At 32.7% G+C, this 21707-nt stretch carries 18 protein-coding genes; 11 read left to right on the top strand and 7 right to left on the bottom strand.

Annotation, left to right across the window (positions count from 1 at the left end):
* Nucleotides 1–147: 147 nt before the first annotated feature.
* Nucleotides 148–999 carry an NAD-dependent epimerase/dehydratase family protein gene (locus JG553_RS09435; RefSeq protein WP_000034507.1) on the top strand — a complete coding sequence of 284 codons (852 nt, stop codon included), beginning with the start codon at nt 148–150 and terminating at the stop codon, nt 997–999.
* Between the two features lie 91 nt (nt 1000–1090).
* Here JG553_RS09435 and JG553_RS09430 read toward each other — a convergent pair whose 3' ends face one another.
* Entirely contained in the window at nt 1091–2587 is a 1497-nt protein-coding gene (locus JG553_RS09430; RefSeq protein ID WP_000208575.1) for a serine hydrolase domain-containing protein, read from the bottom strand.
* Between the two features lie 231 nt (nt 2588–2818).
* On the opposite strand from JG553_RS09430, the gene JG553_RS09425 reads away from it, so the two are divergent.
* On the top strand, nt 2819–4648 hold the full coding sequence (locus tag JG553_RS09425; protein WP_000483049.1) for an APC family permease: 1830 nt from the start codon (nt 2819–2821) through the stop codon (nt 4646–4648).
* A 139-nt stretch (nt 4649–4787) separates the two neighbouring features.
* Here the strand turns inward: JG553_RS09425 and JG553_RS09420 are convergent, their stop codons facing one another.
* On the bottom strand, nt 4788–6866 hold the full coding sequence (locus tag JG553_RS09420) for a cation:proton antiporter (RefSeq protein ID WP_001185692.1): 2079 nt from the start codon (nt 6864–6866) through the stop codon (nt 4788–4790).
* 137 nt (nt 6867–7003) lie between these two features.
* Nucleotides 7004–8413 carry an amino acid permease gene (locus tag JG553_RS09415; protein ID WP_000101538.1) on the bottom strand — a complete coding sequence of 470 codons (1410 nt, stop codon included), beginning with the start codon at nt 8411–8413 and terminating at the stop codon, nt 7004–7006.
* A 286-nt stretch (nt 8414–8699) separates the two neighbouring features.
* Between JG553_RS09415 and JG553_RS09410 the strand changes: the two genes are divergently transcribed.
* Nucleotides 8700–9506 carry a metallophosphoesterase gene (locus tag JG553_RS09410; RefSeq protein ID WP_000690197.1) on the top strand — a complete coding sequence of 269 codons (807 nt, stop codon included), beginning with the start codon at nt 8700–8702 and terminating at the stop codon, nt 9504–9506.
* 62 nt (nt 9507–9568) lie between these two features.
* On the opposite strand, the gene JG553_RS09405 is transcribed toward JG553_RS09410, so the two are convergent.
* On the bottom strand, nt 9569–10225 hold the full coding sequence (locus tag JG553_RS09405) for a C39 family peptidase (protein ID WP_001080281.1): 657 nt from the start codon (nt 10223–10225) through the stop codon (nt 9569–9571).
* Between the two features lie 112 nt (nt 10226–10337).
* On the opposite strand from JG553_RS09405, the gene JG553_RS09400 reads away from it, so the two are divergent.
* Nucleotides 10338–10811: a GyrI-like domain-containing protein gene (locus JG553_RS09400; RefSeq protein ID WP_000456489.1), complete on the top strand. Its 474-nt coding sequence runs from the start codon at nt 10338–10340 to the stop codon at nt 10809–10811.
* A 122-nt stretch (nt 10812–10933) separates the two neighbouring features.
* Here the strand turns inward: JG553_RS09400 and JG553_RS09395 are convergent, their stop codons facing one another.
* The 3 genes from JG553_RS09395 to JG553_RS09385 all read right to left on the bottom strand — a co-directional run bounded on the left by JG553_RS09395 (nt 10934) and on the right by JG553_RS09385 (nt 14188).
* Nucleotides 10934–12145, bottom strand: coding sequence for a putative multidrug effflux MFS transporter TcaB (locus JG553_RS09395; RefSeq protein ID WP_001192075.1), 1212 nt, complete (start codon nt 12143–12145; stop codon nt 10934–10936).
* A 181-nt stretch (nt 12146–12326) separates the two neighbouring features.
* Nucleotides 12327–12986, bottom strand: a complete 660-nt coding sequence (locus JG553_RS09390) for a membrane protein (RefSeq protein WP_000831298.1) — start codon at nt 12984–12986, stop codon at nt 12327–12329.
* Between the two features lie 59 nt (nt 12987–13045).
* Nucleotides 13046–14188: a glycerate kinase gene (locus JG553_RS09385; protein WP_001176863.1), complete on the bottom strand. Its 1143-nt coding sequence runs from the start codon at nt 14186–14188 to the stop codon at nt 13046–13048.
* Nucleotides 14189–14455: 267 nt separating this feature from the next.
* Between JG553_RS09385 and gtxA the strand changes: the two genes are divergently transcribed.
* The 7 genes from gtxA to bioA all read left to right on the top strand — a co-directional run bounded on the left by gtxA (nt 14456) and on the right by bioA (nt 21706).
* A complete protein-coding gene (gtxA, locus tag JG553_RS09380; RefSeq protein ID WP_000779358.1) occupies nt 14456–14842 on the top strand; it encodes a flippase GtxA in 387 nt (128 codons plus the stop codon).
* A gap of 133 nt (nt 14843–14975) precedes the next feature.
* Nucleotides 14976–15083, top strand: coding sequence for a type I toxin-antitoxin system Fst family toxin (locus JG553_RS09375; RefSeq protein ID WP_000482650.1), 108 nt, complete (start codon nt 14976–14978; stop codon nt 15081–15083).
* A 627-nt stretch (nt 15084–15710) separates the two neighbouring features.
* Nucleotides 15711–17474 (top strand): ABC transporter ATP-binding protein, encoded by a 1764-nt coding sequence (locus tag JG553_RS09370; RefSeq protein ID WP_001064838.1) that lies wholly within the window; start codon nt 15711–15713, stop codon nt 17472–17474.
* A 24-nt stretch (nt 17475–17498) separates the two neighbouring features.
* Nucleotides 17499–19232 (top strand): ABC transporter ATP-binding protein, encoded by a 1734-nt coding sequence (locus tag JG553_RS09365; protein WP_000486494.1) that lies wholly within the window; start codon nt 17499–17501, stop codon nt 19230–19232.
* Nucleotides 19233–19462: 230 nt separating this feature from the next.
* Nucleotides 19463–19630 (top strand): hypothetical protein, encoded by a 168-nt coding sequence (locus tag JG553_RS09360; protein WP_001790576.1) that lies wholly within the window; start codon nt 19463–19465, stop codon nt 19628–19630.
* A gap of 53 nt (nt 19631–19683) precedes the next feature.
* Nucleotides 19684–20370: a dethiobiotin synthase gene (bioD, locus tag JG553_RS09355; RefSeq protein ID WP_001217917.1), complete on the top strand. Its 687-nt coding sequence runs from the start codon at nt 19684–19686 to the stop codon at nt 20368–20370.
* Nucleotides 20348–21706: an adenosylmethionine--8-amino-7-oxononanoate transaminase gene (gene bioA, locus JG553_RS09350; RefSeq protein ID WP_001110064.1), complete on the top strand. Its 1359-nt coding sequence runs from the start codon at nt 20348–20350 to the stop codon at nt 21704–21706. The genes bioD and bioA overlap by 23 nt, the downstream gene beginning before the upstream one ends.
* Nucleotide 21707: the final 1 nt, after the last annotated feature.

The raw sequence follows: 21707 nt of genomic DNA, 5'->3' as shown, positions 1-21707 counted from the left end.
GACATACTATTAGTATTTACTAGACAGTTTTTACGACGACACTTTGAAAAATTTTGAGGCAAATCATTTGGAAGTCTCACGTGAATTTTGTAAACTCATCAAGCAAGTAATTATATTAAAAAGACAAATAGAGAAAAGGTGTTTATAATGAGTAAAATTTTTGTAACTGGTGCAACGGGCCTTATTGGCATTAAATTAGTTCAAAGACTAAAAGAAGAGGGGCATGAGGTTGCTGGTTTTACTACATCTGAGAATGGTCAACAAAAGCTAGCTGCTGTTAATGTAAAAGCATATATTGGTGATATATTAAAAGCTGATACTATTGATCAAGCGTTAGCAGATTTTAAACCAGAAATCATTATCAATCAAATTACGGATTTAAAAAATGTTGATATGGCAGCAAATACGAAAGTACGTATTGAAGGTTCTAAAAACCTAATTGATGCGGCGAAAAAGCATGACGTTAAGAAAGTAATTGCCCAAAGTATTGCCTTTATGTATGAACCTGGCGAAGGATTAGCAAATGAGGAAACTTCACTTGATTTTAACTCAACTGGCGATAGAAAAGTAACGGTTGATGGTGTGGTTGGTTTAGAAGAAGAAACGGCTCGTATGGATGAATACGTTGTTTTACGTTTTGGCTGGTTATATGGCCCAGGTACTTGGTACGGAAAAGATGGCATGATTTATAATCAATTTATGGATGGTCAAGTGACACTTTCAGATGGCGTAACATCATTTGTGCATCTTGATGATGCAGTTGAAACATCTATTCAAGCTATTCATTTTGAAAATGGTATCTATAATGTAGCAGATGATGCACCTGTTAAAGGTTCTGAATTTGCAGAATGGTATAAAGAACAACTTGGTGTTGAACCAAATATTGATATTCAACCTGCGCAACCATTTGAACGTGGCGTAAGCAATGAGAAGTTTAAAGCGCAAGGTGGTACTCTGATTTATCAAACTTGGAAAGATGGCATGAATCCAATTAAATAATAATTTATCCGTTTAATATACAAAGAATAAAGACTTGGTCGAATCGTGGATGATATATTATCAAACGCACGGCTCGAACAAGTCTTTTTTATTATGTCTTCGTTATCTTTGTATGAAGGAATAACAGAATTACAATTAATGTACTGAATAATGCAATTAATGTTGTGATTAGTGCTAATTTAATTTCTATTGGTAGCCAAGTCAGTACAAAAGACCAATTATTGCTACCGAGAATGAGATATGGTAATGCATATAATATGAGCGCTAAAGCGATACATATACATAATGATAACCAACTCAATACAGCAATCCGTTTTGATCTACGCAAAAGAATTTGACCATGGCGCATTTGCCAAGCACGATAAGCTGAGAATATAAATGCTAATAAAATAAGTGTTGTCATCAAAACGGTAACAATATTAAATTGATCTTTATATTGATTGAGCATAGACGCAACCGTCGAATATCGCTTGTGATTTACAATTTGTGTATTAAGATGCTCAACTAATTTGGGTACATATTCCGAATTTAGATTTGCAAGTACAACAATTCCATAATTTTGTTTTGGATTTAGTAAAATAAATGATGAAAAGTTATCTAGCGTTCCTGAATGAAACACTAAATGTTCATCATTATTGGTAAACCAGCCGGAAGCATATGCATTGGCATTAGGTTCACCAATTGTTGAAGATAAATTTTTATGTGATTGTTGAACTAATGATTTGTATTTATCAGGTGGATTAAGTTGGAATTTTATCCAATGTTCCAAATCTTCAGTTGATGTCATCATATATGCTGATGGTGTATCCCAAAGGTTAAATTCAGGTTTAGAGACGACAGGTGTCGAACCTTGTAATTCATAGCCAATAGCATCATGTTTTGATTTGTAATTGGTTTGTTTGAATGATGTATGTGTCATATGCAAAGGCTTGAGCCATGAATTTGTAATATATTTTGTATAGGATTGCTTCGTAACGTTTTGGATAATTAAACCTAATAAATCATAGTTCATATTTGAGTATTCAAATTCTTCTCCGGGCTTATGATGTAATTCATCACCCATAATTGCATGGGTTACATCATTTAAACGATTATTTTTGCTTGTCACAGAATCTTCGCTTGTAATATCACTAGGTATACCACTTGTTTGAGCCAAAAGTTGCTTAATCGTAATAGTTTCATTTTGACCATTATAGTTCATTTTAAAATGAGGCACATGTTTGGATACGGCATCATTTAAGTTTAATCGACCTTCTTGAGCTAATTTTAAAATTGCAAGACCTGTGAAAGCTTTCGTATTAGAAGCAATTTCATACTTTGTTGTGGGAGAAGCTTTGACTTTTTTATCAACATCTTGATAACCATAACCTTTATTTAAAAAAACTTTGCCATTTTTTACTATTAAAATTGATGCTCCAGGAATGTGTCCCTTTTGTAAATCATGCTCGATAATTGTATCTATTTGTTGTTGCGAATCATTGGTTAACCGTGTCTTCGTATTGCTATTTAATGTTATATATATAGCAATTGAAATGGCGACTAAAATGATAATAGAAATGGATAGAAAATACAGTTTTTTAGTAGTCATAAACGTTCCTTTTTATATGTTAAATTTACTTAAGTGCCTAATGAGATTTATTTTATTATACCAGTTCTATTGAATAAATTAATTAAAGAGGTATATTTACCATTATTTTTGACACCTTATATGTTAATAGGTGTATAATTACATAAAAAATATTAATTAACTCTCTATACTTTTTGGAAAGATAGGCGTATAGTGATATCCATCAAAAACTATAAAAAGGAATAGGAGATTATGTTCAATCAATTTAAAAGACTTATTATAGGGCAACCTAAAAAAAACAGAGAACTAAAAGACGAAAAGATATCGAAGTTTAAAGGGTTAGCGATTCTTTCGTCGGATGCATTATCTTCAGTGGCTTACGGTCCCGAACAAATACTGATTACACTATCAGTAGTGGGTGCAGTTGCAACTTGGTATACTTTACCGATTGCAGGTGCTGTTCTGATCTTATTAGCTGCTTTAATTATGTCTTATAGGCAAATTATTTATGCATATCCTAAAGGTGGCGGCGCGTATATGGTGTCCAAGACCAATTTAGGAGAAAAATGGGGATTGCTTGCAGGAGGCTCATTATTAGTCGATTACATACTGACTGTCGCTGTTAGTATATCATCTGGTGCTGATGCATTTGTTGCTGCATTCCCAAGTTTATATGGGCATAAAGTACTGATTGCATGTTTACTTGTACTTTTTATTTTAATATTAAATTTACGTGGTTTAACTGAATCTGCCACCGTATTATCCTATCCAGTATATCTTTTCATTATAGGGTTAGTGATATTAATATTTATAGGTACTTTCCGTGTGGCGACAGGAGATATTCAACCACATATGCATGCATCAGTAGGAACTGCGGTTCCTGGAGTAACATTATTCTTGCTATTAAAAGCATTTTCATCAGGGGCTTCATCGTTAACGGGTGTTGAAGCTATTTCAAATGCGGTAACCAATTTTAGAGAGCCAAGTGCTAAAAATGCTGTGAAAACGTTAATTGCTATGGGTTCAATTTTAGCGTTTTTATTAGTTGGTATCGTTGGTTTAGCATATGTTTATGGAATTTTGCCACAAACGGAAACGACAGTTTTATCACAATTAGCTATGCAAATATTTGGTGATAATGCTGCCTTCTATTTTGTACAGGCAACGACCGTGATGATTTTGGTATTAGCAGCCAACACTGGATTTACAGCTTTTCCGATGTTAGCGGCTTCAATGTCTAAAGATAAATATATGCCTAGAATGTTTACTGTTAGAGGTGATCGCTTAGGCTACTCTAACTCGATTATTATTTTAGGTGTATTAGCCATTATTTTAATTATTGTATTTGATGGTATGACTGAAGATTTAATTCCATTGTATGCGGTTGGTGTATTTATTCCATTTACACTAGCACAATTCGGTATGGTTATTAAATGGATTCATGAACGTCCTAAGAATTGGTTAAGTAAGTTGTCTGTGAACTTACTTGGTGGTATCGTGACATTTATTGTTTTTATGATTTTACTCATAACTAAATTTAGCCAAGTATGGCCGATACTTATTTTCTTGCCGTTCGTGGTGATTTTCTTCTTGAAAATTAACAAACATTATCGAGATATCGCAGAACAATTACGTTCTGACATTGATGTTCTTAATGTGGACGTGGTAGATCGTAATTTAGCAATTGTGCCGATAACAAGTATTACAACAGCAGTTGATAAGTCTATTTATTACGCACAAATGCTTGCGAATAATGATGTCATAGCAGTACATGTATCATTTGGAGATGAAGATGAAAAAGCATTCCAAGAGAAATGGAAACGTCATTTCCCAGATGTAAGATTAGTTATTTTACATTCGGAATATCGCAGTATTATACGACCAATTTCACGTTTTATCGATAAGATTAATCGTAAAGCCAACGATCAAAACTATATGATTACAGTAGTGATACCAGAATTTATTACTAAGAAACGTTGGCATAATTTATTACACAATCAAACTAGTTTGCGTATGAAATTGTATTTAATTTATCAAAAGAATGTTAACGTATGTACAATTCCATTTAAACTTAAAAAATAGATTCTATAATCAAATCGGATTGATGAAAGGTTATTTACTTTTCATCAATCTGATTTTTTGATGTTGAATATAAAAACCCCGTACATATGAGATGATAATGACTTTGTCTCATATGTACGGGGGTATTGTTATGTCTTGCTTAATGTTTGGACTGTAAAGACAAGACAATTTCGTTGTAATTGATATTTTCTCGAATTTGAGCTGCAACGATATTGTTGATTTTATTTTTGCGAATTAATTCATCTAAAAGATGACGTTGTAAGTACAATGCTTCCAATTTGTGGTTATGGAACATAGCTTGCGGTATGATTTGATTGCTGTTTTCTTGACGTTCTTTTCGACGTTGTGCACGCCACTTTAATGAGCGACTCATATCATAGTAATGATTAATGACTAAGCTAACCTCAAGTACATTTGTACTATTTTGTTCTTCTTTTAAGCGTAAAATAATATTGTGATTCACAATACGCATAATTTTTTGAACATCTTTGAATGAATTTTCAAATTCTTGCTTCTTAGATTCTTTATTTAAGGCTTTGTAGTGCTTCATCGCTTTAAGTCTAAGCCATAACATCTTGAAGAAGTTTGCAAATTTTTCAACAAATGATGCAGTACGGTGTGTCTCTGTTAATTCGACAATATTGCGGTAATTATTAATATCCTGATATGTTGCCTTACCTTTATCAATTAAACGCTCAAGTGTAGATGTTTCGATTACTTTTGCAATATCTTCTAAACGTTTGAGTTCTTTTGTATTTTGATTATCAGGTTCTGAATTTAATAAAAATAACAATTCTCCATAGTATTGGTTTAATACTGGGCGATAATTTGTATCGTTTTTGTCTTTTTTACTTTCGTTTTTAAAATGCTGGATCACTTTTTGAACAATGAAAATTTTGGCAGATTGATAAGTCATACCTTTAAAAGTAGTATCTTCGGCAGATGGTGTAATTAAAGGTAAAACAATTTGCGCTAAGATTAAACTAATTAATACCATGAAAGATGCAATAAACAATAAATCATTACGGTATTCGAATGCTTGTCCTTTTGTAATGATAAATGGTAATGTAAGTGCCATTGAAAGTGAAATTGTACCGTGAATACCACACATGGTCATAATAAATGCGTAACGCACTCGAGAAGGTGGTGTTTCATGTGAATCATGTTCCTCGTCTAGATAAGATTGTATATTTTTCGGGAAATAAAAATCTTTGTACCAGAAATAAACCCAAACAAATCGACATGCATAAATTGCAATAGCGATTAATATAGTGATCACTATTAAAAATGAAAAGTTGTCAGGCTCTGTTTGGAAAATATCTATGACTACAGTAGGAATCATAAAACCTAATACAACAAATACAAAACCATTTAAGGCATAACTAAATGTGTTCCAAATTTGATGGTAATTCATTTGTAGTTCCGTTTGTGCTCTAATTAAACGGTCGCGTTCTAAACCATGGATTAGACCTGCGATTACAACTGCAATGATACCTGAAGCATGAACTTCTTCTGCTAAAAAGTATACGACAAAAGGAGTTAATAATTGAATAAAAGTTAAGGTATTGTTATCTTTTAAACCTTTATTAGCGGTTAAGTCTATACGTATTCTAACGACAACGAATCCAATAATTGCACCAATAAGTACACCTAGTATTGTTGAAATGATAAATTGTTCAACAGCTTGGAATAATGAAAAGGTACCAGTTACTAATGCAGTAACAGCAATTTTAAATGAAATGATACCTGCTGCATCATTGAGTAAAGATTCACCTTCTAAAATCGTCATAGAACCTTTAGGTAATAATTTTCCGCGTGTAATAGCAGATACTGCTACTGCATCAGTAGGACATAAAATTGCTGCTATTGCAAAAGCGGCTGGCATTGGTAAGGCAGGCCAAATCCAATGTATAAAATAGCCAACACCGACTACAGTTGCAAACACTAGTGCCATTGACATTAATAGTATAGGTTTACGATATTCTAATAATTTTGTTCGAGAGACGTGGGTACCTTCCACAAAAAGTAGTGGCGCGATAACGGCAAACATAAATACTTCAGAATTGAATTGGAAATCAACTTGTATTGGAATAATGAAAATAACGACACCTAATGCAATTTGAATAAAGGCAGTAGGAATTTGTGGGAATCGATTATTGATAACCGAACTAATAATCACAGCAAAAATAAAAATTAAAAATGCTTCTAATAGTGCCATACAATACTCCTCAAAATTTTAATAGTTAATATTTTATCACTTTTAAGGCATAATGACATAGATATATTGATAAAATGAAGTTATTTTCAAAAAAACTCTAGTATCGGTTGAACTGATACTAGAGCGAGATGTTTAAATTATTGATTGTCATATCTGAAATGACCGCTGTCATTTTGTCGTTGTTCATACGCGAGCTTTTCAGCATTCGTTTTGTATTTTTTATAAAAGAAAAATAAAAATATAAACCAGAATGGCGAAATATAAATAGCTGCTCTTGTTTCGTCACTAAAGAATAATAAAATGAATACAAAGAAGAAGAACGCTAGAATAATGTAAGCAATAGGCTTACCACCAATCAACTTAAATTTACTGTTTTTATGTGCCTCAGGATGCTTTTTCAAATACATTAGATAAGCGACAATAATCATTGCCCAAACAACTAAAAACAACACAGTTGATAACGTTGTAACGTATATGAATAGTTGAATTGCATTAGGGAAAATGTAGTTTAACAAGGCTGCTATAAGTAATGCAATTGATGAAACTAACATTGATAAATAAGGCACGCCATGACTATTCGTTTTATTTAAAACTTTAGGACCTAACCCTTGTTGTGACAGTCCGAATAAGATACGACTATTCGAATAGATACCACTATTTGTAGCAGAGGCCGCGGCAGTTAGCACGACAAAGTTAACGACACCTGCTGCAAATGGTACGCCGATTAATGTAAAGAGTTTAACGAAAGGGCTACTATTTGGATCGATATCATTCCAAGGTATGACTGACATAATTACTAATAGACCACCGATATAGAATAATAAAATACGGATAGGTACATTATTAATTGCTTTCGGTAAGGTTTTTTCAGGATCTTTCGTTTCACCAGCAGTTACACCTATAAGTTCAATACCAATGAATGAATATACAGCAATTTGGAATGACATTAAGAAACCAAATGTTCCACCAGGGAACATGCCACCGTGACTGATTAAGTTTGTGAATGATGCATGTCCATAATGTGTTTTAAATGAGAAAAAGATTAATACAAGACCAACGATAACCATCGCAATAATTGTGACAACTTTAATAATCGAGAACCAAAACTCCAGTTCACCAAATAATCTGGCACCTAATAAGTTGAAGCTAATCAAGATTAAAACAATAAATAGCACGGTAATCCAATTTGGGACTTGTGGATACCAAAATGCAAAGTATTGTCCCATCGCAGTTAGGTCTGACATACTTGATACAATCCAACATAACCAGTAAGTCCAGCCAATGACAAAGCCACCAAAAGGGCCTAAATATTCATTTGCAATATCAACAAATGAATTAAATCTTGTATTGCTCAACAACAATTCGCCTAATGCGCGCATAAAAGCGAATAGTACAACCCCAATAATCATGTATGTGAATAACAGTGATGGACCAGTTAAAGATATTGTTTGACCTGATCCTAGGAATAACCCAGTTCCAATTGCGCCCCCAATTGCTATTAATTGGATGTGTCTGTTATTCAACTCTCTATGCAATTTTCTTGCCATAATTTTCCTCCTCAGGATAAAGCAAATAAAAAAGTTGTGTGTAAGCGTTTTCTTAATTATAAATACTAAAGAAATCCATTTAATAAAGCAATTATTTTTTTAAATATAAGAAAAAACATTTGATAGGTAAGGGTATGATAACTAAAACTTATCGATTTTTTTGAAAAGATATAAGTTTTTATGCAAAAATATAAAATAATCATCTAAATGAAGCAGTTAACTATATATATTAGATAAGCTATGGCATAATAAATAACATTTTAATTTGAGTAAAGAAGGTAAGGGTATGAAGATAGGGACAATCGCCGATTTACATATTGATCGTCATAATAAAAAAACATCCGAAGATTACTTAGAGGCATTGGTTGAAATAGTTAAGTATAAGAAATTGGATATATTGTTGATTGCGGGGGATATCTCAAATCATTATCAATTGACGCACCAATTTATAACGCAATTGACAAAACAATTAGATATACCTGTGAAATTTGTACCTGGAAACCATGATTTATGGGAAGTTGAAAGTATGACTACGCAAGACATTTGGAATAATTATAAGAGTATGTCACAGTGCTTGGTAGGAAAACCATTTATAGTAAATGAAGAATGGGCAATCATAGGACATACTGGCTGGTATGATTATAGCTTTGCAGCACAACGATTTTCATTAGATGAGTTACAAAAAGGAAAACATTATGGTGCGACTTGGCAAGATAAAGAACGAATATCTTGGGGCATATCAGATCAAAATTTATCTAAAATAGCGGCTGAACAAGTGAAGAAAGATATATTAGAAGTAGGAAATAGACGAGTGATTTTAGTCACACATGTTGTGACGCACCCTGATTTCATTGTTCCTATGCCGCATCGTATATTCGATTTTTATAATGCATTTATTGGGACAAGTGATTTCAATCCTTTGTATGCGATGTTCGATATACCATATAGTATTATGGGCCATGTTCATTTTCGTAAAAGTGTGATAGATGATGGCAGATGTTATCTCTGTCCGTGTCTAGGCTATCCAAGACAATGGCGTTCAGAAGATATTTACCAGGAAATAAATGAGACGATACAAATAATAGAAATTTAAAATGCGCAAACCTGACCCAGTTTGCGCATTTTATGTTTTACACACGCGAGTAATGTGTTTACTTACGTGTGTTTATTTTGTTGCTGATTTTCAATTGTATATGAATGTGGTTGCACATAAATGCACTTTCTTCCTGGTGAATTAAAGCTGTATTCCATTTTCTCTTTACGAATTTTAATAATTTGTTTGCGATTTGGAATGATGGCAGGTAAAACTAGGCCACGACGAATATGACTCCAAAGTGGATCGATATAATAGTAATAGTAATCATCGTACCCAATGAGTAACGTTACGTGAATATTTGAAACTTGTTTCGCTGGCTTGTTATCAAAGCGGAAAACACGTAGTAATGGTTTAGAACCAAGATTAGTATGGTATATTAACACAGGTTGACCTTGATCGATAATACCTTTAAGATCTTCTAACGATTTACCAGTGCCGTCTACGATATTAGGATTGTATTTTTGTAAAAATGGTACATATGCTTCTGGAAATATCGTTTGATGATAATTGCCAAGCTTAATGAATAAGTGATGTCCAACATAACCTTTATGTGGATTGTTCGGATGTGTCGGCCAATGTCTCATAATTTCTGTAGCAGGGATATGTTGGTTGTTGTATTGCAACATCATGGCTGCGGAAACACCTTCACACCCCATGACCATAGGGATAGGAAATAGCTGACTGATAGGTTTAACTGGTAATATTTTTCGGTTCATAATATAGTCCTCGCATTGATTCAATAAATATTTAATATAATTATATAGCGTCAATGCAAAATGTCCTAAACATATGTTTTACATGAGTGAATAAAATTAATGGAGTGATAAAATGGAATATCAATTACAACAACTTGCGTCGTTAACGTTAGTAGGTATTAAAGAAACGTATGAAAATGGACGACAGGCTCAGCAACATATAGCAGGGTTTTGGCAAAGATGTTATCAAGAGGGAGTAATTGCGGATTTACAGTTAAAAAATAATGGTGATTTAGCCGGGATACTTGGCTTATGTATACCTGAATTAGACGGTAAGATGTCATATATGATTGCAGTTACCGGAGATAATAGTGCTGATATTGAAAAATATGATGTCATAACATTAGCAAGTTCAAAGTATATGGTATTTGAAGCACAGGGCGCAGTACCTAAAGCAGTTCAACAAAAAATGGAAGAGGTTCATCACTACATACATCAATATCAAGCAGATACGGTAAAATCAGCACCATTTTTTGAGTTGTATCAGGATGGTGATACTACAAGTGAAAAATATATTACAGAAATTTGGATGCCTGTTAAAGGGTGATTGAATAGAAATGTCCTTGCTATGAAGGCGTAATTTTAGTTGAAGATTCGATCTCATAATTCATAAAGAAGAACCCTGACAAAGATAGATATCTTTGCTAGGGTTCTAATTATGTTGAAGTGTTATGCGACATGTTGCTTTTTAATCATTTTAAAGTAAATGATTTGTAGACTGACTAATAGAATGGCTGTAATGAAGATAATAATCATATATGGTGATGTATTAAATTCGCCTTTTAAGCCAACTAATGGTGCAACAGCGCCACCTAAGATAAATTGGAATAAGCCAAGTAAACTTGATGCGTTACCACTGCCACCTGTTCGTTCTTCCATAGCCATTGTGAAACCAAGCGGTCCAATTGACGTCACAGGACACACATTTAAGAAGAATGCGATGAGTAAGACCCAAAGTGGTAAATGGAATGTAAGTGTCAGGATAATTAAAGCAACACCTACCACTTGTATAATAGTTAAAATGATTAATAATATGTGGCGATGTAATTTTTCTACTAATAAAGCAACGACTTGACTGACAATGATTAAACCTACACCGTTAACAGCAAACATGATACTAAATTGTTGGGGTGTCATATTATACAATTTTTGAGTAATAAATGGCGATGCAGATGAATAACTAAATAGCATTACATAAGTTAAACCTTGTAATAGCATTGGAATAATAAATGCTGGTTTTTTCAAAAGACTTCCAAAATCTTTAATGACGCTACTAAAATTCACCTGCTTTAATTCATCTTTAGATGTTTTAGGTAATTGAGAAGCGACGCCAATTAAAATGATGAGTGCCACAATAGTTAAAATTGTGAAAATAGAACGCCATGTTGCTACGGATAAAGCTAATCCACCGGCTAATGGTGCAAGAATAGTGATGATGCCATTAACTACCATTAAAGATGCTAAAAATTTAGCGAGTGCGTTGCCACTAAATTTATCACCAGCAGAGGCTTTTGCAATCACGATGACGCCACCACCAGTTAAACCTTGAATAAATCGTAAAGTTAAGAATAATGGCAATTGATCAACAAACATAGACAAACCTGATACCAAAATGAAAATGATCAAAATGGATACAGCAATCCGTTTGCGACCAAAAGCATCGGATAAAGGTCCAAAGATAAATTGGCCTAGTGCAAGACCAATCATTGTGAATGATAATGTTAATTGAATTTCTGATGTAGTAGAACCAAAATCACCTTGCACTTTAGGTAATGATGGTACGTACATATCTATAGTTAGTGGGCCAAAAGCGGTCATGACGCCTAACGTAATTAGCAATAAAAATGAAAAATGCTTCGTTTTGGTTTTCGTTGATTGCATGATCAGACTCCTTTAAATGATATAATTATATAAATTATATACGTTTTGTGTGTATTTGTATGTAGTTAGAATACAAGTTTATATAAAAAATCCCTATACTCTTAATGCATCATCACGAATAACGTAGTGATACAGATAAAGTATAGGGAATTAATGTTTATCATCAAAGCAGGTGTAATAATTAATTAGCGCCACCATTGTCATCTTTAAATAAGCTTTCTAATTTAGATTTAATACTGTCGAATTTTGTATTAATATCATTTAACATGCTTTCAATTTTACCTTGGCTTGCATTGTTTTTAAGTGCATTATTTGCCTCTGTCAATTTGTTGATTTGGTCTTGATAAAATTGAGTTAGCTTAGAATCAGCTTTGTTTTGTTCTTGCTGCTTCAAGTTGTCGATTTGATTTTGTAAATTTTTAATAATGTCATCAGTTTTTTGGTTGTTTTTAATATTTTCTTTAGCATTATCTACTTGCTGGTTAATTTGGCCGTCTTGATTTTCAACTTGTTTTTTATAATTTTGAGAGACTTTAGGGTCATTACTAACTTTATCGCTATCATTGTTAAGTAAGGCGCGTGTGACAAAAATAGCGACAATAATTAAGAGAATGGCAATAATGATATATAACCATTTTTTTGAACGGCGGGATTTCTCGTTTTCTTCTTCAAGAATTTGTTCTCTTCGATAATCTCTACCATTATAGTATCGTTCCGGGTGTTCTTCAGGATCGCCTTTAGCATATTGTTGTCTATACGATGCGTCTTCAGATTGACGACGATGATTTTGGTTTTGATTGTCGTATTGATATGAATCACGGTATTTATCAGTTCTTTTCATGGGTTTCACCTCATTCAAGTTTTAACTGCAAATAATAAAGCTGATGATTTACTTTGACATTATTGTAATTTCAGAATACGAGCAATGTCAGTTGCAGTGTTTAATAAATTTTGTTCGCTATTTTGTAGGACATCTTCTAAAGTGCTAGGTGAAGAGATTATAGAATAGGCACTATCAATACCGAAATCGTAAACATGTTGATAATTTTCGCCTAGACTGCCACAAATCGCGATGACAGGAATATGATATTGTTTTGCAGCTAACGCAACGCCTACGGGTGTTTTACCAAAGATGGTCTGATAATCCATGCGTCCTTCTCCAGTAATAACGAGGTCTGCATCTTTAATTCTTTGATGAAAATCTGTAATGTCAAAGACGACATCAATACCTTTTGTTAAAGTTGTCTCACAAAACGCTAATAATGCTGCGCCCATACCGCCAGCTGCACCAGAACCTGGTATTTGATTAACGGACTTTCCTGTGCACATTTTTATCTTATCATGATAATGCGACATTGCGAAATCCAACTTTGGTATCATCTTTGCATCAGCGCCTTTTTGAGGACCATAAATATAGGTAGCACCATTTTCACCCAATAAAGGATTTGAAACATCACAGGCCACTTTAAAGGTCACCTCTTTTAATCGCGAATCTAGATTGGTTATATCGATTTGTGCAATGTGAGCAAGATTAGCACCATTCATTTGTAATAAGTCCCCGTTTACATCAGTAAACTTTACGCCTAGTGCACTTAGCATACCTGTACCACCATCATTTGTTGCACTGCCACCAATCCCTAAAATAATGGTCTTAGCACCATGATTTAATGCATCTTTAATTAGTTCACCGGTACCATATGATGATGTGTATAAAGGATTACGTTCCTCTTTTTCTAATAAATCCAAACCTGACGCTGCCGCCATTTCAATAATTGCAATTTGTTGTTCGTCTGCGCGTGCATAACATGCTTCAATAGGTCGCATTAAAGGGTCATTAACGATGACTGTATACTTAGTGGCACCTGTTGCATGCATTAAAGCATCTGTGGTACCTTCACCACCATCAGCCATCGGAATGATATCATAATGAAGGGTATTCCCATAAACATTAGTAAAAGCCTGTTTTATAATATTGCCAACTTGCTGTGCGGTCATACTTTCCTTAAATGAGTCAGGAGCGATGACAATTTTTTGTAATTGCATAGTAGACATCCTCTCATTACTGTTGTCGCTCTTATTGTATATAAAATTACTAGTGAACTAAAGTAATCTCTATAGTGCTAATGAGTCACGCGATAAATCAGTTACATTATAATGGCGTATAAGGATGAGGGGAAAGAGACTAAATTTGCTGTGAAAGGGTATAAAGATTGAAATAAGCATATTTGAAGTGAAGCGGATTGGCTCGCATATTCGAGTATGTTCGAGAACGTAGTTATGCATATATTTTGATGTTGAGGAGTTACACATATGAAACTAACACAAACGCATGCTGAAATTTTAAAATTTATCATTGTTGGCGGCATTAATACGTTAAATTATTATGTTGTCTATTTATTGCTGTTAAAATTATTACACATTGAATATATGATTAGTCATATTACCGGATTTCTAGTCGCTTTTGTGATTTCATATTATTTGAATTGTTATTTTGTTTACAGGGTAAAACCTACTTGGAGAAAATTCATTAGTTTTCCAATTACGCAGATTGTCAACGTAAGCTTACAAACAGTTTTATTATATGTATTTGTATCCTGGCTAAATTTGCCAGCAGAAATTGCACCATTTGCTGGTTTAATTATTACGATACCCATCACATTTATATTATCTAAATGGATTTTAAAAGATAGCAATTAAAGTAGCGTAAACCACTAAAAAAAACTTTACTTAAGCCTTAATATTGCGTGAAATATAATAAATAAATGATATAATATGATGGTCGCCTAACATCTCGGGCGTTACTTTAACGCAGAGAGGAGGTGTATGACGGATGTTCAATTTATTAATTAACATCATGACTTCAGCTATAAGCGGCTGTCTTGTTGCGTTTTTTGCACATTGGTTACGAACGCGCAACAATAAAAAAGGTGACAAATAACCAACACCTAAATAAATCCCCTCACTATGGCAGTAGTGAGGGGATTTGGTGTATTTAGATGTTCAATTTATTATGTAATTAATTATAGCATTGATGAACAAGGTGTGCAATGTATTTTTGCAATATTACAATAAATGAATTTAATTATATTAGAATTAAGTATTTCGAAAAATGATTTAATAGTTGAGTCATAGGATCATTAGATAAAGCGAATAATCAATTATAGGGACATTGGGATACAAATCAATGTACTAGACTCTACAAGGCTATATTCAGGGACCCAACAAAGAGAAATTGGATTCCCAATTTCTAGAGACAATGCAAGTTGGGGTGGGACGACGAAATAAATTTTGTGAAAATATCATTTCTGTCCCACTCCCAGAACCACTACATAATAAATCATTAGTGGCTCTTTATCATTTCTGCCCCATAACCTTGTGAATTTTTAAAAGAAATGTGTCACAAATCCACGCGACATTGATAATCGTTATCAACTAATATATGATGTACTTGTAATAAGTATTAATTTTTAACAAATAACAAATTTATATTATGTATATCATCCAGTGAAATAAATAATATAAGCGGCTTAATTTAGATTATTAATTGAAAGGAGTTACATATACGATGAACAATCAGACAAATTGGATAAAGATACTCAGCGGATTTGCTTCTGATAGTAAATGGAAAATTATGTTATCAATTTTGTTGTCTATCATCAGTGTCTTTTCTGGATTAGTTCCTTATTGGGCAGTATTTAAAATTATTTTAATGATGATTAACAATACATATACGATTAATTCGATTATGGTTTATATCTTTATTGCTTTAATCGCTTATATTTCACAAGTGTGTTGTTTTGGAGCGTCAACGATGCTATCACATATTACGGCATATGAAATTTTATCTGAAATTCGTAAAAAATTAGCTCAAAAATTAATGCGTCTCCCTTTAGGCGTAGTGGAATCTAAGAAAATAGGTGAATTAAAAAATATATTTGTCGATAAGGTTGAAACAATAGAATTACCTTTAGCACATATGATTCCTGAAGTTATAGGAAACTTACTTTTGTCAGCTGCTATCTTTTTATACATAATGCTCATTGATTGGCGTATGGCTAGTGCCTTATTAGTAACGATACCAATTTCAATTTTCGCTTTTAAAAAAGTTATGTCTGGATTTAATGAGACATATGCTGAACAAATGAAATCGAATAATTATATGAATAGCGCGATTGTAGAGTTTATCGAAGGCATTGAAGTGATTAAAACATTTAATCAATCTCAAAGTTCATATAAAAAATATAAAGATGCAGTAGATAATTATAAGATTCACACTTTGAATTGGTTTAAAAATACATGGGGGTATATGAATTTAGGAGCTAGTGTATTACCTTCAACATTTTTAGGGATTTTACCGGTCGGCATGTATTTGATATCTATCAACCAATTAAACTATGCGGAATTTTTCCTATGCATCGTATTATCTTTAGGTGTAGTAGCACCGATTAAGAATTTTACTAATTATGTAAATCATTTAAAGTCTATACAATACGCATTAACTGAAGTGAATCAAATATTAAGTCTAGAAGAGTTAGTATTGTCAACAAAATTTAAGAAGCCTCAACATTATGAAATTGCTTTTAATAATGTTGGATTTTCATATAACAAAGATAAGGACGATCTGGTCTTTAAGCATTTATCATTTACAGTACCAGAAAATAATTTCACAGCTATCGTCGGGGCATCTGGTAGCGGTAAGTCAACCATTGCCAAGCTTATATCACGATACTGGGATGTGACTTCAGGTGAAATTACGATTGGCGGTATAAATATAAAAGATATTGAATCGAAACAACTTAACGATTTAGTTGGTTTTGTTGGACAAGATAACTTTTTATTAAATCTTACTTTTAAAGAAAATATTAAACTTGGCAATCCAGAAGCTACGGATGAGGCAGTTGAAAAAGCTGCCAAGTTAGCACAATGTCATGAATTTATTGAAAAGTTGCCAGATGGATATGATACGAATGTTGGTACAGTGGGAGATAAATTGTCTGGTGGTGAAAAACAACGAGTCACTATTGCAAGAATGATATTAAAAGATGCGCCTATCATTGTATTAGATGAAGCGACTGTTTACGTTGATCCAGACAACGAACAAAAAATTCAAGAAGCATTAAATGTGTTGACGCAGGATAAAACATTGATTGTTATTGCACATCGGTTATCTACGATTCAACATGCAGATCAAATTATTGTTTTAGGTAAACAACAAATTTTAGAAAAAGGGTCACATCACTTATTGCTAAAATTAAACGGTAATTATAAGAAAATGTGGGATACGCACATGCATACAAAAGATTGGGGAATCAATACTGGACATAATTAAACTAATGAGAAAAGGAGGTCAAATATGTTTCAAATTACATTTAAAATTTTAAACTGGATAAGACCATATAAAGCAAGAATGATTTTAGGATTTAGCATGTCATTTTTAAATGCTATTTTTATTGCGTTACCTATCTTTTTAGCTGCAAAAATATTTAATAATGTGCTATCTCATAAACCTATTTATATGAAAGATATATTGAATGTTGTAATTATCATGGTTTTATTAGTGATTGGACGATTTATTACAGCATATTTCAAAAGCAAAAGCCATGAGAGCATCGCTTATGAAATGAGTGCGAAAGAACGTTTAGATATAGGGGATAAATTGAAAAATGTAAGGTTAGGTTATTTTAATTCGCATCATTCAAATGAGTTAACAACAATAGTAACAACAGATTTAACCTTTTTAGAAAACTTTGCTATGAAAATGGTGGACGTTGTTGTTAATGGATACATATTAATTACAGTACTCATATTGTCTCTACTTGTAGTTTCGTGGCAAGTATCATTATTAGCATGCATTGGCGTATTACTATCATTTTTTGCGATTCAATTATTAGAAAGAAAGAGTCGACAAAATGCGCCAGCGTATCATAATGTACAAAACCAATTAGTGGAAAAGGTATTGGAGGTTATTCGTGGTATTCAAGTAATAAAATCATTCGCGAAAGAAAATACGAGTCTTAAAAGTTTTAACCAAGCAGTCAATGAAAGTAAACGTATAAATACAAAAATAGAAATGCAATATATCCCATTCAATTTATTGCATTTACTTAGTTTAAAAGTTGTTTCAATAATGATTGTATTAGTTGCATGCTTATTATATATGAATCATAGTATTGATTTACCTACCCTTATTATGATTTCAATTTTTTCATTTGTGATATTTGATAGTGTTGAAAATATTAATAGTGCTGCACACGTACTTGAAATGATAGATATGACGATAGATGATATTGAAAAGATAAAAAATGCTCCAGAACTGGATGAGAATGGAAAAAATTTGACGATTAAAAATGAAAATATCGCTTTTCAAAACGTGAACTTTTCATATGATGATAAACAAGTGATAAAGAATGTGAATTTTGAGATACCTACACAAACATCAACAGCAATAATTGGACCTTCAGGAAGTGGGAAATCTACATTATGTCACTTACTCTTGCGCTTTTATGATATCGATGATGGAAATATTCGCATCGATGGTGTTGATATTAAAGATATGACATTAAGTACGTTAATGTCGAAAATTAGTGCAGTATTTCAAAAGGTGTATTTATTTAATGATACGATTGAAAATAACATATTGTTTGGCAATCCAGGTGCAACGAAAGAAGAAATTATTCGTGCAGCGAAGCAAGCATGTTGCCACGACTTCATCATGTCATTACCTGAGGGATATCAAACAATGCTAAATGAAAAAGGTAGTAATTTATCTGGCGGAGAAAAGCAAAGGATTTCTATTGCTAGGGCGATATTAAAAGATGCACCAATAATTATTTTAGATGAAGCAACTGCAAGTATTGACCCTGAAAATGAACAGCTGATTCAAACGGCAATTAATGAATTAAGTAAAGGCAAAACAGTAATTACAATTGCACATAAACTTGAAACTATTAAAAATGCAGATCAGATTATAGTGCTCAATGAAGGTGAAATAATTCAAAAAGGTAGTCATGATGAATTAATTCGAAAACCAGGAATGTATCAAGACTTTATAAGAATAAAAAGTAAATCAGCAGGCTGGAAATTATAAATAATAGTTTAATATGGAATCAGAATTTGGAAATAAAAAGGGTGATAGATAATCAACAGCAAAATAAATCCCCTCACTAGGGCAATAGTGAGGGGATTTGGTGTATTTAGATGTTCAATTTATTATGTAACTAATTATAGCATTGATGAACAAGGCGCTCAACGTAATATTACAATTAATGGATTGTTTCACAAGATGGTAAAGCTAGGATGTCTTTTTATTAAGAAATAATGCAATTATTAATTTTAACTGACATATTTTATCGAATCGCTGTTTATATCTGCCCGAATTCCTTAAGAAGTCTTAGTCATTTCAATAGCAAGGTCAAAATTTTGCCAAAATTTATAGTTATACTGAGAAGTTTAAATTCATGTTTTCTTGAAAAACATGCGCCTTAAATGTAAACTTATTAATTATAAAAGTTTACATTTGGATTGAGGTGGTTATTTTTATGAGGATTTTTATTACAAGTACGAATACTGATGTAGGCAAAACCTATGTTACAAAGCATTTATACCATGCTTTGAAAACACGTGGTCATCGAGTTTGTATTTTTAAACCATTTCAAACTGAGGAACGCCAAGACGGGACGTTTCCAGATTTAGAAGTATTTAAAAATGAATGTGATTTAAGCTATGACATAACGTCACTTTATACTTTTAAGCAACCTGTATCACCACACCTTGCATTTAAAATGACAGATCAAATTTTTCTAAATAAGCAGCGTGTATTAGATAAGGTAAAAGTTTTAGATAAGGAATTTGATTTTATCTTAATTGAGGGTGCTGGGGGAATTGCCGTACCAATATATGAAGGTACAGATGATTTCTACATGACTAAAGATCTAATCAATGATTGTGCAGATTGTGTCATCAGTGTGTTGCCATCAAAATTAGGTGCTATTAGCGATGCCATTGTTCACCAAGATTATGTTAATCAGAATGTATCGGCGAGTAATTTTTTAATAATGAATCGCTATACAGACAGCTATATTGAAAAAGACAATCAAATGACGATTGGAAAATTAACAAATAAAACAGTCTATACATTTGAAGAACATGCCACGTATGAAAATTTCTCAGAAGCATTTTTAAAACAATTAATAGGAGTTAAAAATGAATTACACACAACAACTTAAACAAAAAGACTCAGAATATGTTTGGCATCCATTTACACAAATGGGTGTATATAGCAAAGAAGAAGCAATCATCATTGAAAAAGGAAAGGGTAGTTACCTTTACGATACGAATGGCAATAAATATTTAGATGGTTATGCATCGTTGTGGGTCAATGTGCATGGTCATAATAACAAATACTTAAATAAGGTAATTAAAAAGCAACTCAATAAAATTGCCCATTCTACGCTGCTAGGATCATCAAATATTCCGTCAATAGAACTTGCGGAAAAATTAATCGAAATCACGCCAAGTAATCTAAGAAAAGTATTTTATTCTGATACAGGCAGTGCGTCTGTTGAAATCGCAATAAAGATGGCATATCAGTATTGGAAAAATATTGATAGAGAAAAATATGCCAAGAAAAACAAGTTTATAACGCTAAATCACGGTTATCATGGGGATACGATTGGTGCGGTAAGTGTTGGTGGTATCAAGACCTTTCATAAAATATTTAAAGACTTAATATTTGAGAATATTCAAGTAGAAAGCCCATCTTTCTATCGCAGTAATTACGATACTGAAAATGAAATGATGACAGCTATTTTAACGAATATAGAGCAAATTCTAATTGAAAGAAATGATGAAATCGCAGGGTTTATATTGGAACCGTTGATTCAAGGTGCGACAGGCTTGTTTGTTCATCCTAAAGGCTTTTTGAAAGAAGTCGAGAAATTGTGCAAAAAATACGATGTCTTATTAATTTGTGATGAGGTAGCAGTTGGTTTTGGGAGAACTGGAAAGATGTTTGCATGCAATCATGAAGATGTTCAACCGGATATTATGTGTTTAGGTAAGGCGATTACTGGTGGCTACTTACCACTTGCAGCTACATTGACATCTAAAAAAATATACAATGCATTTTTAAGTGATTCGCATGGTGTGAATACCTTTTTCCATGGTCATACATACACCGGAAATCAAATCGTTTGTACGGTTGCATTAGAAAATATAAGACTTTATGAAAAACGTAAGTTATTGTCACATATTGAAACGACATCATCAACACTTGAGAAACAGTTACATGCGCTGAAGCGTCATCGAAATGTTGGTGATGTAAGAGGACGAGGCTTAATGTTTGGAGTTGAATTAGTTACAGATAAAGATAGTAAAACGCCGTTAGAAATTGAAAAAGTTGAACGTATTGTACGTAATTGTAAAGAAAACGGGCTAATGATTAGAAATTTAGAAAATGTCATTACGTTTGTGCCAGTGTTAAGTATGTCAAATAAAGAAGTGAAAACGATGGTACGTATTTTTAAAAAGGCAGTACATAACATTTTAGATAGGAAGTGTTAAT

Source organism: Staphylococcus sp. T93 (assembly GCF_016743875.1).
Classification (GTDB): Bacteria; Bacillota; Bacilli; order Staphylococcales; family Staphylococcaceae; genus Staphylococcus; species Staphylococcus aureus.
Note: the sequence above shows the minus strand (reverse complement) of the source record. Positions and strands in the feature narration are given on the sequence as shown.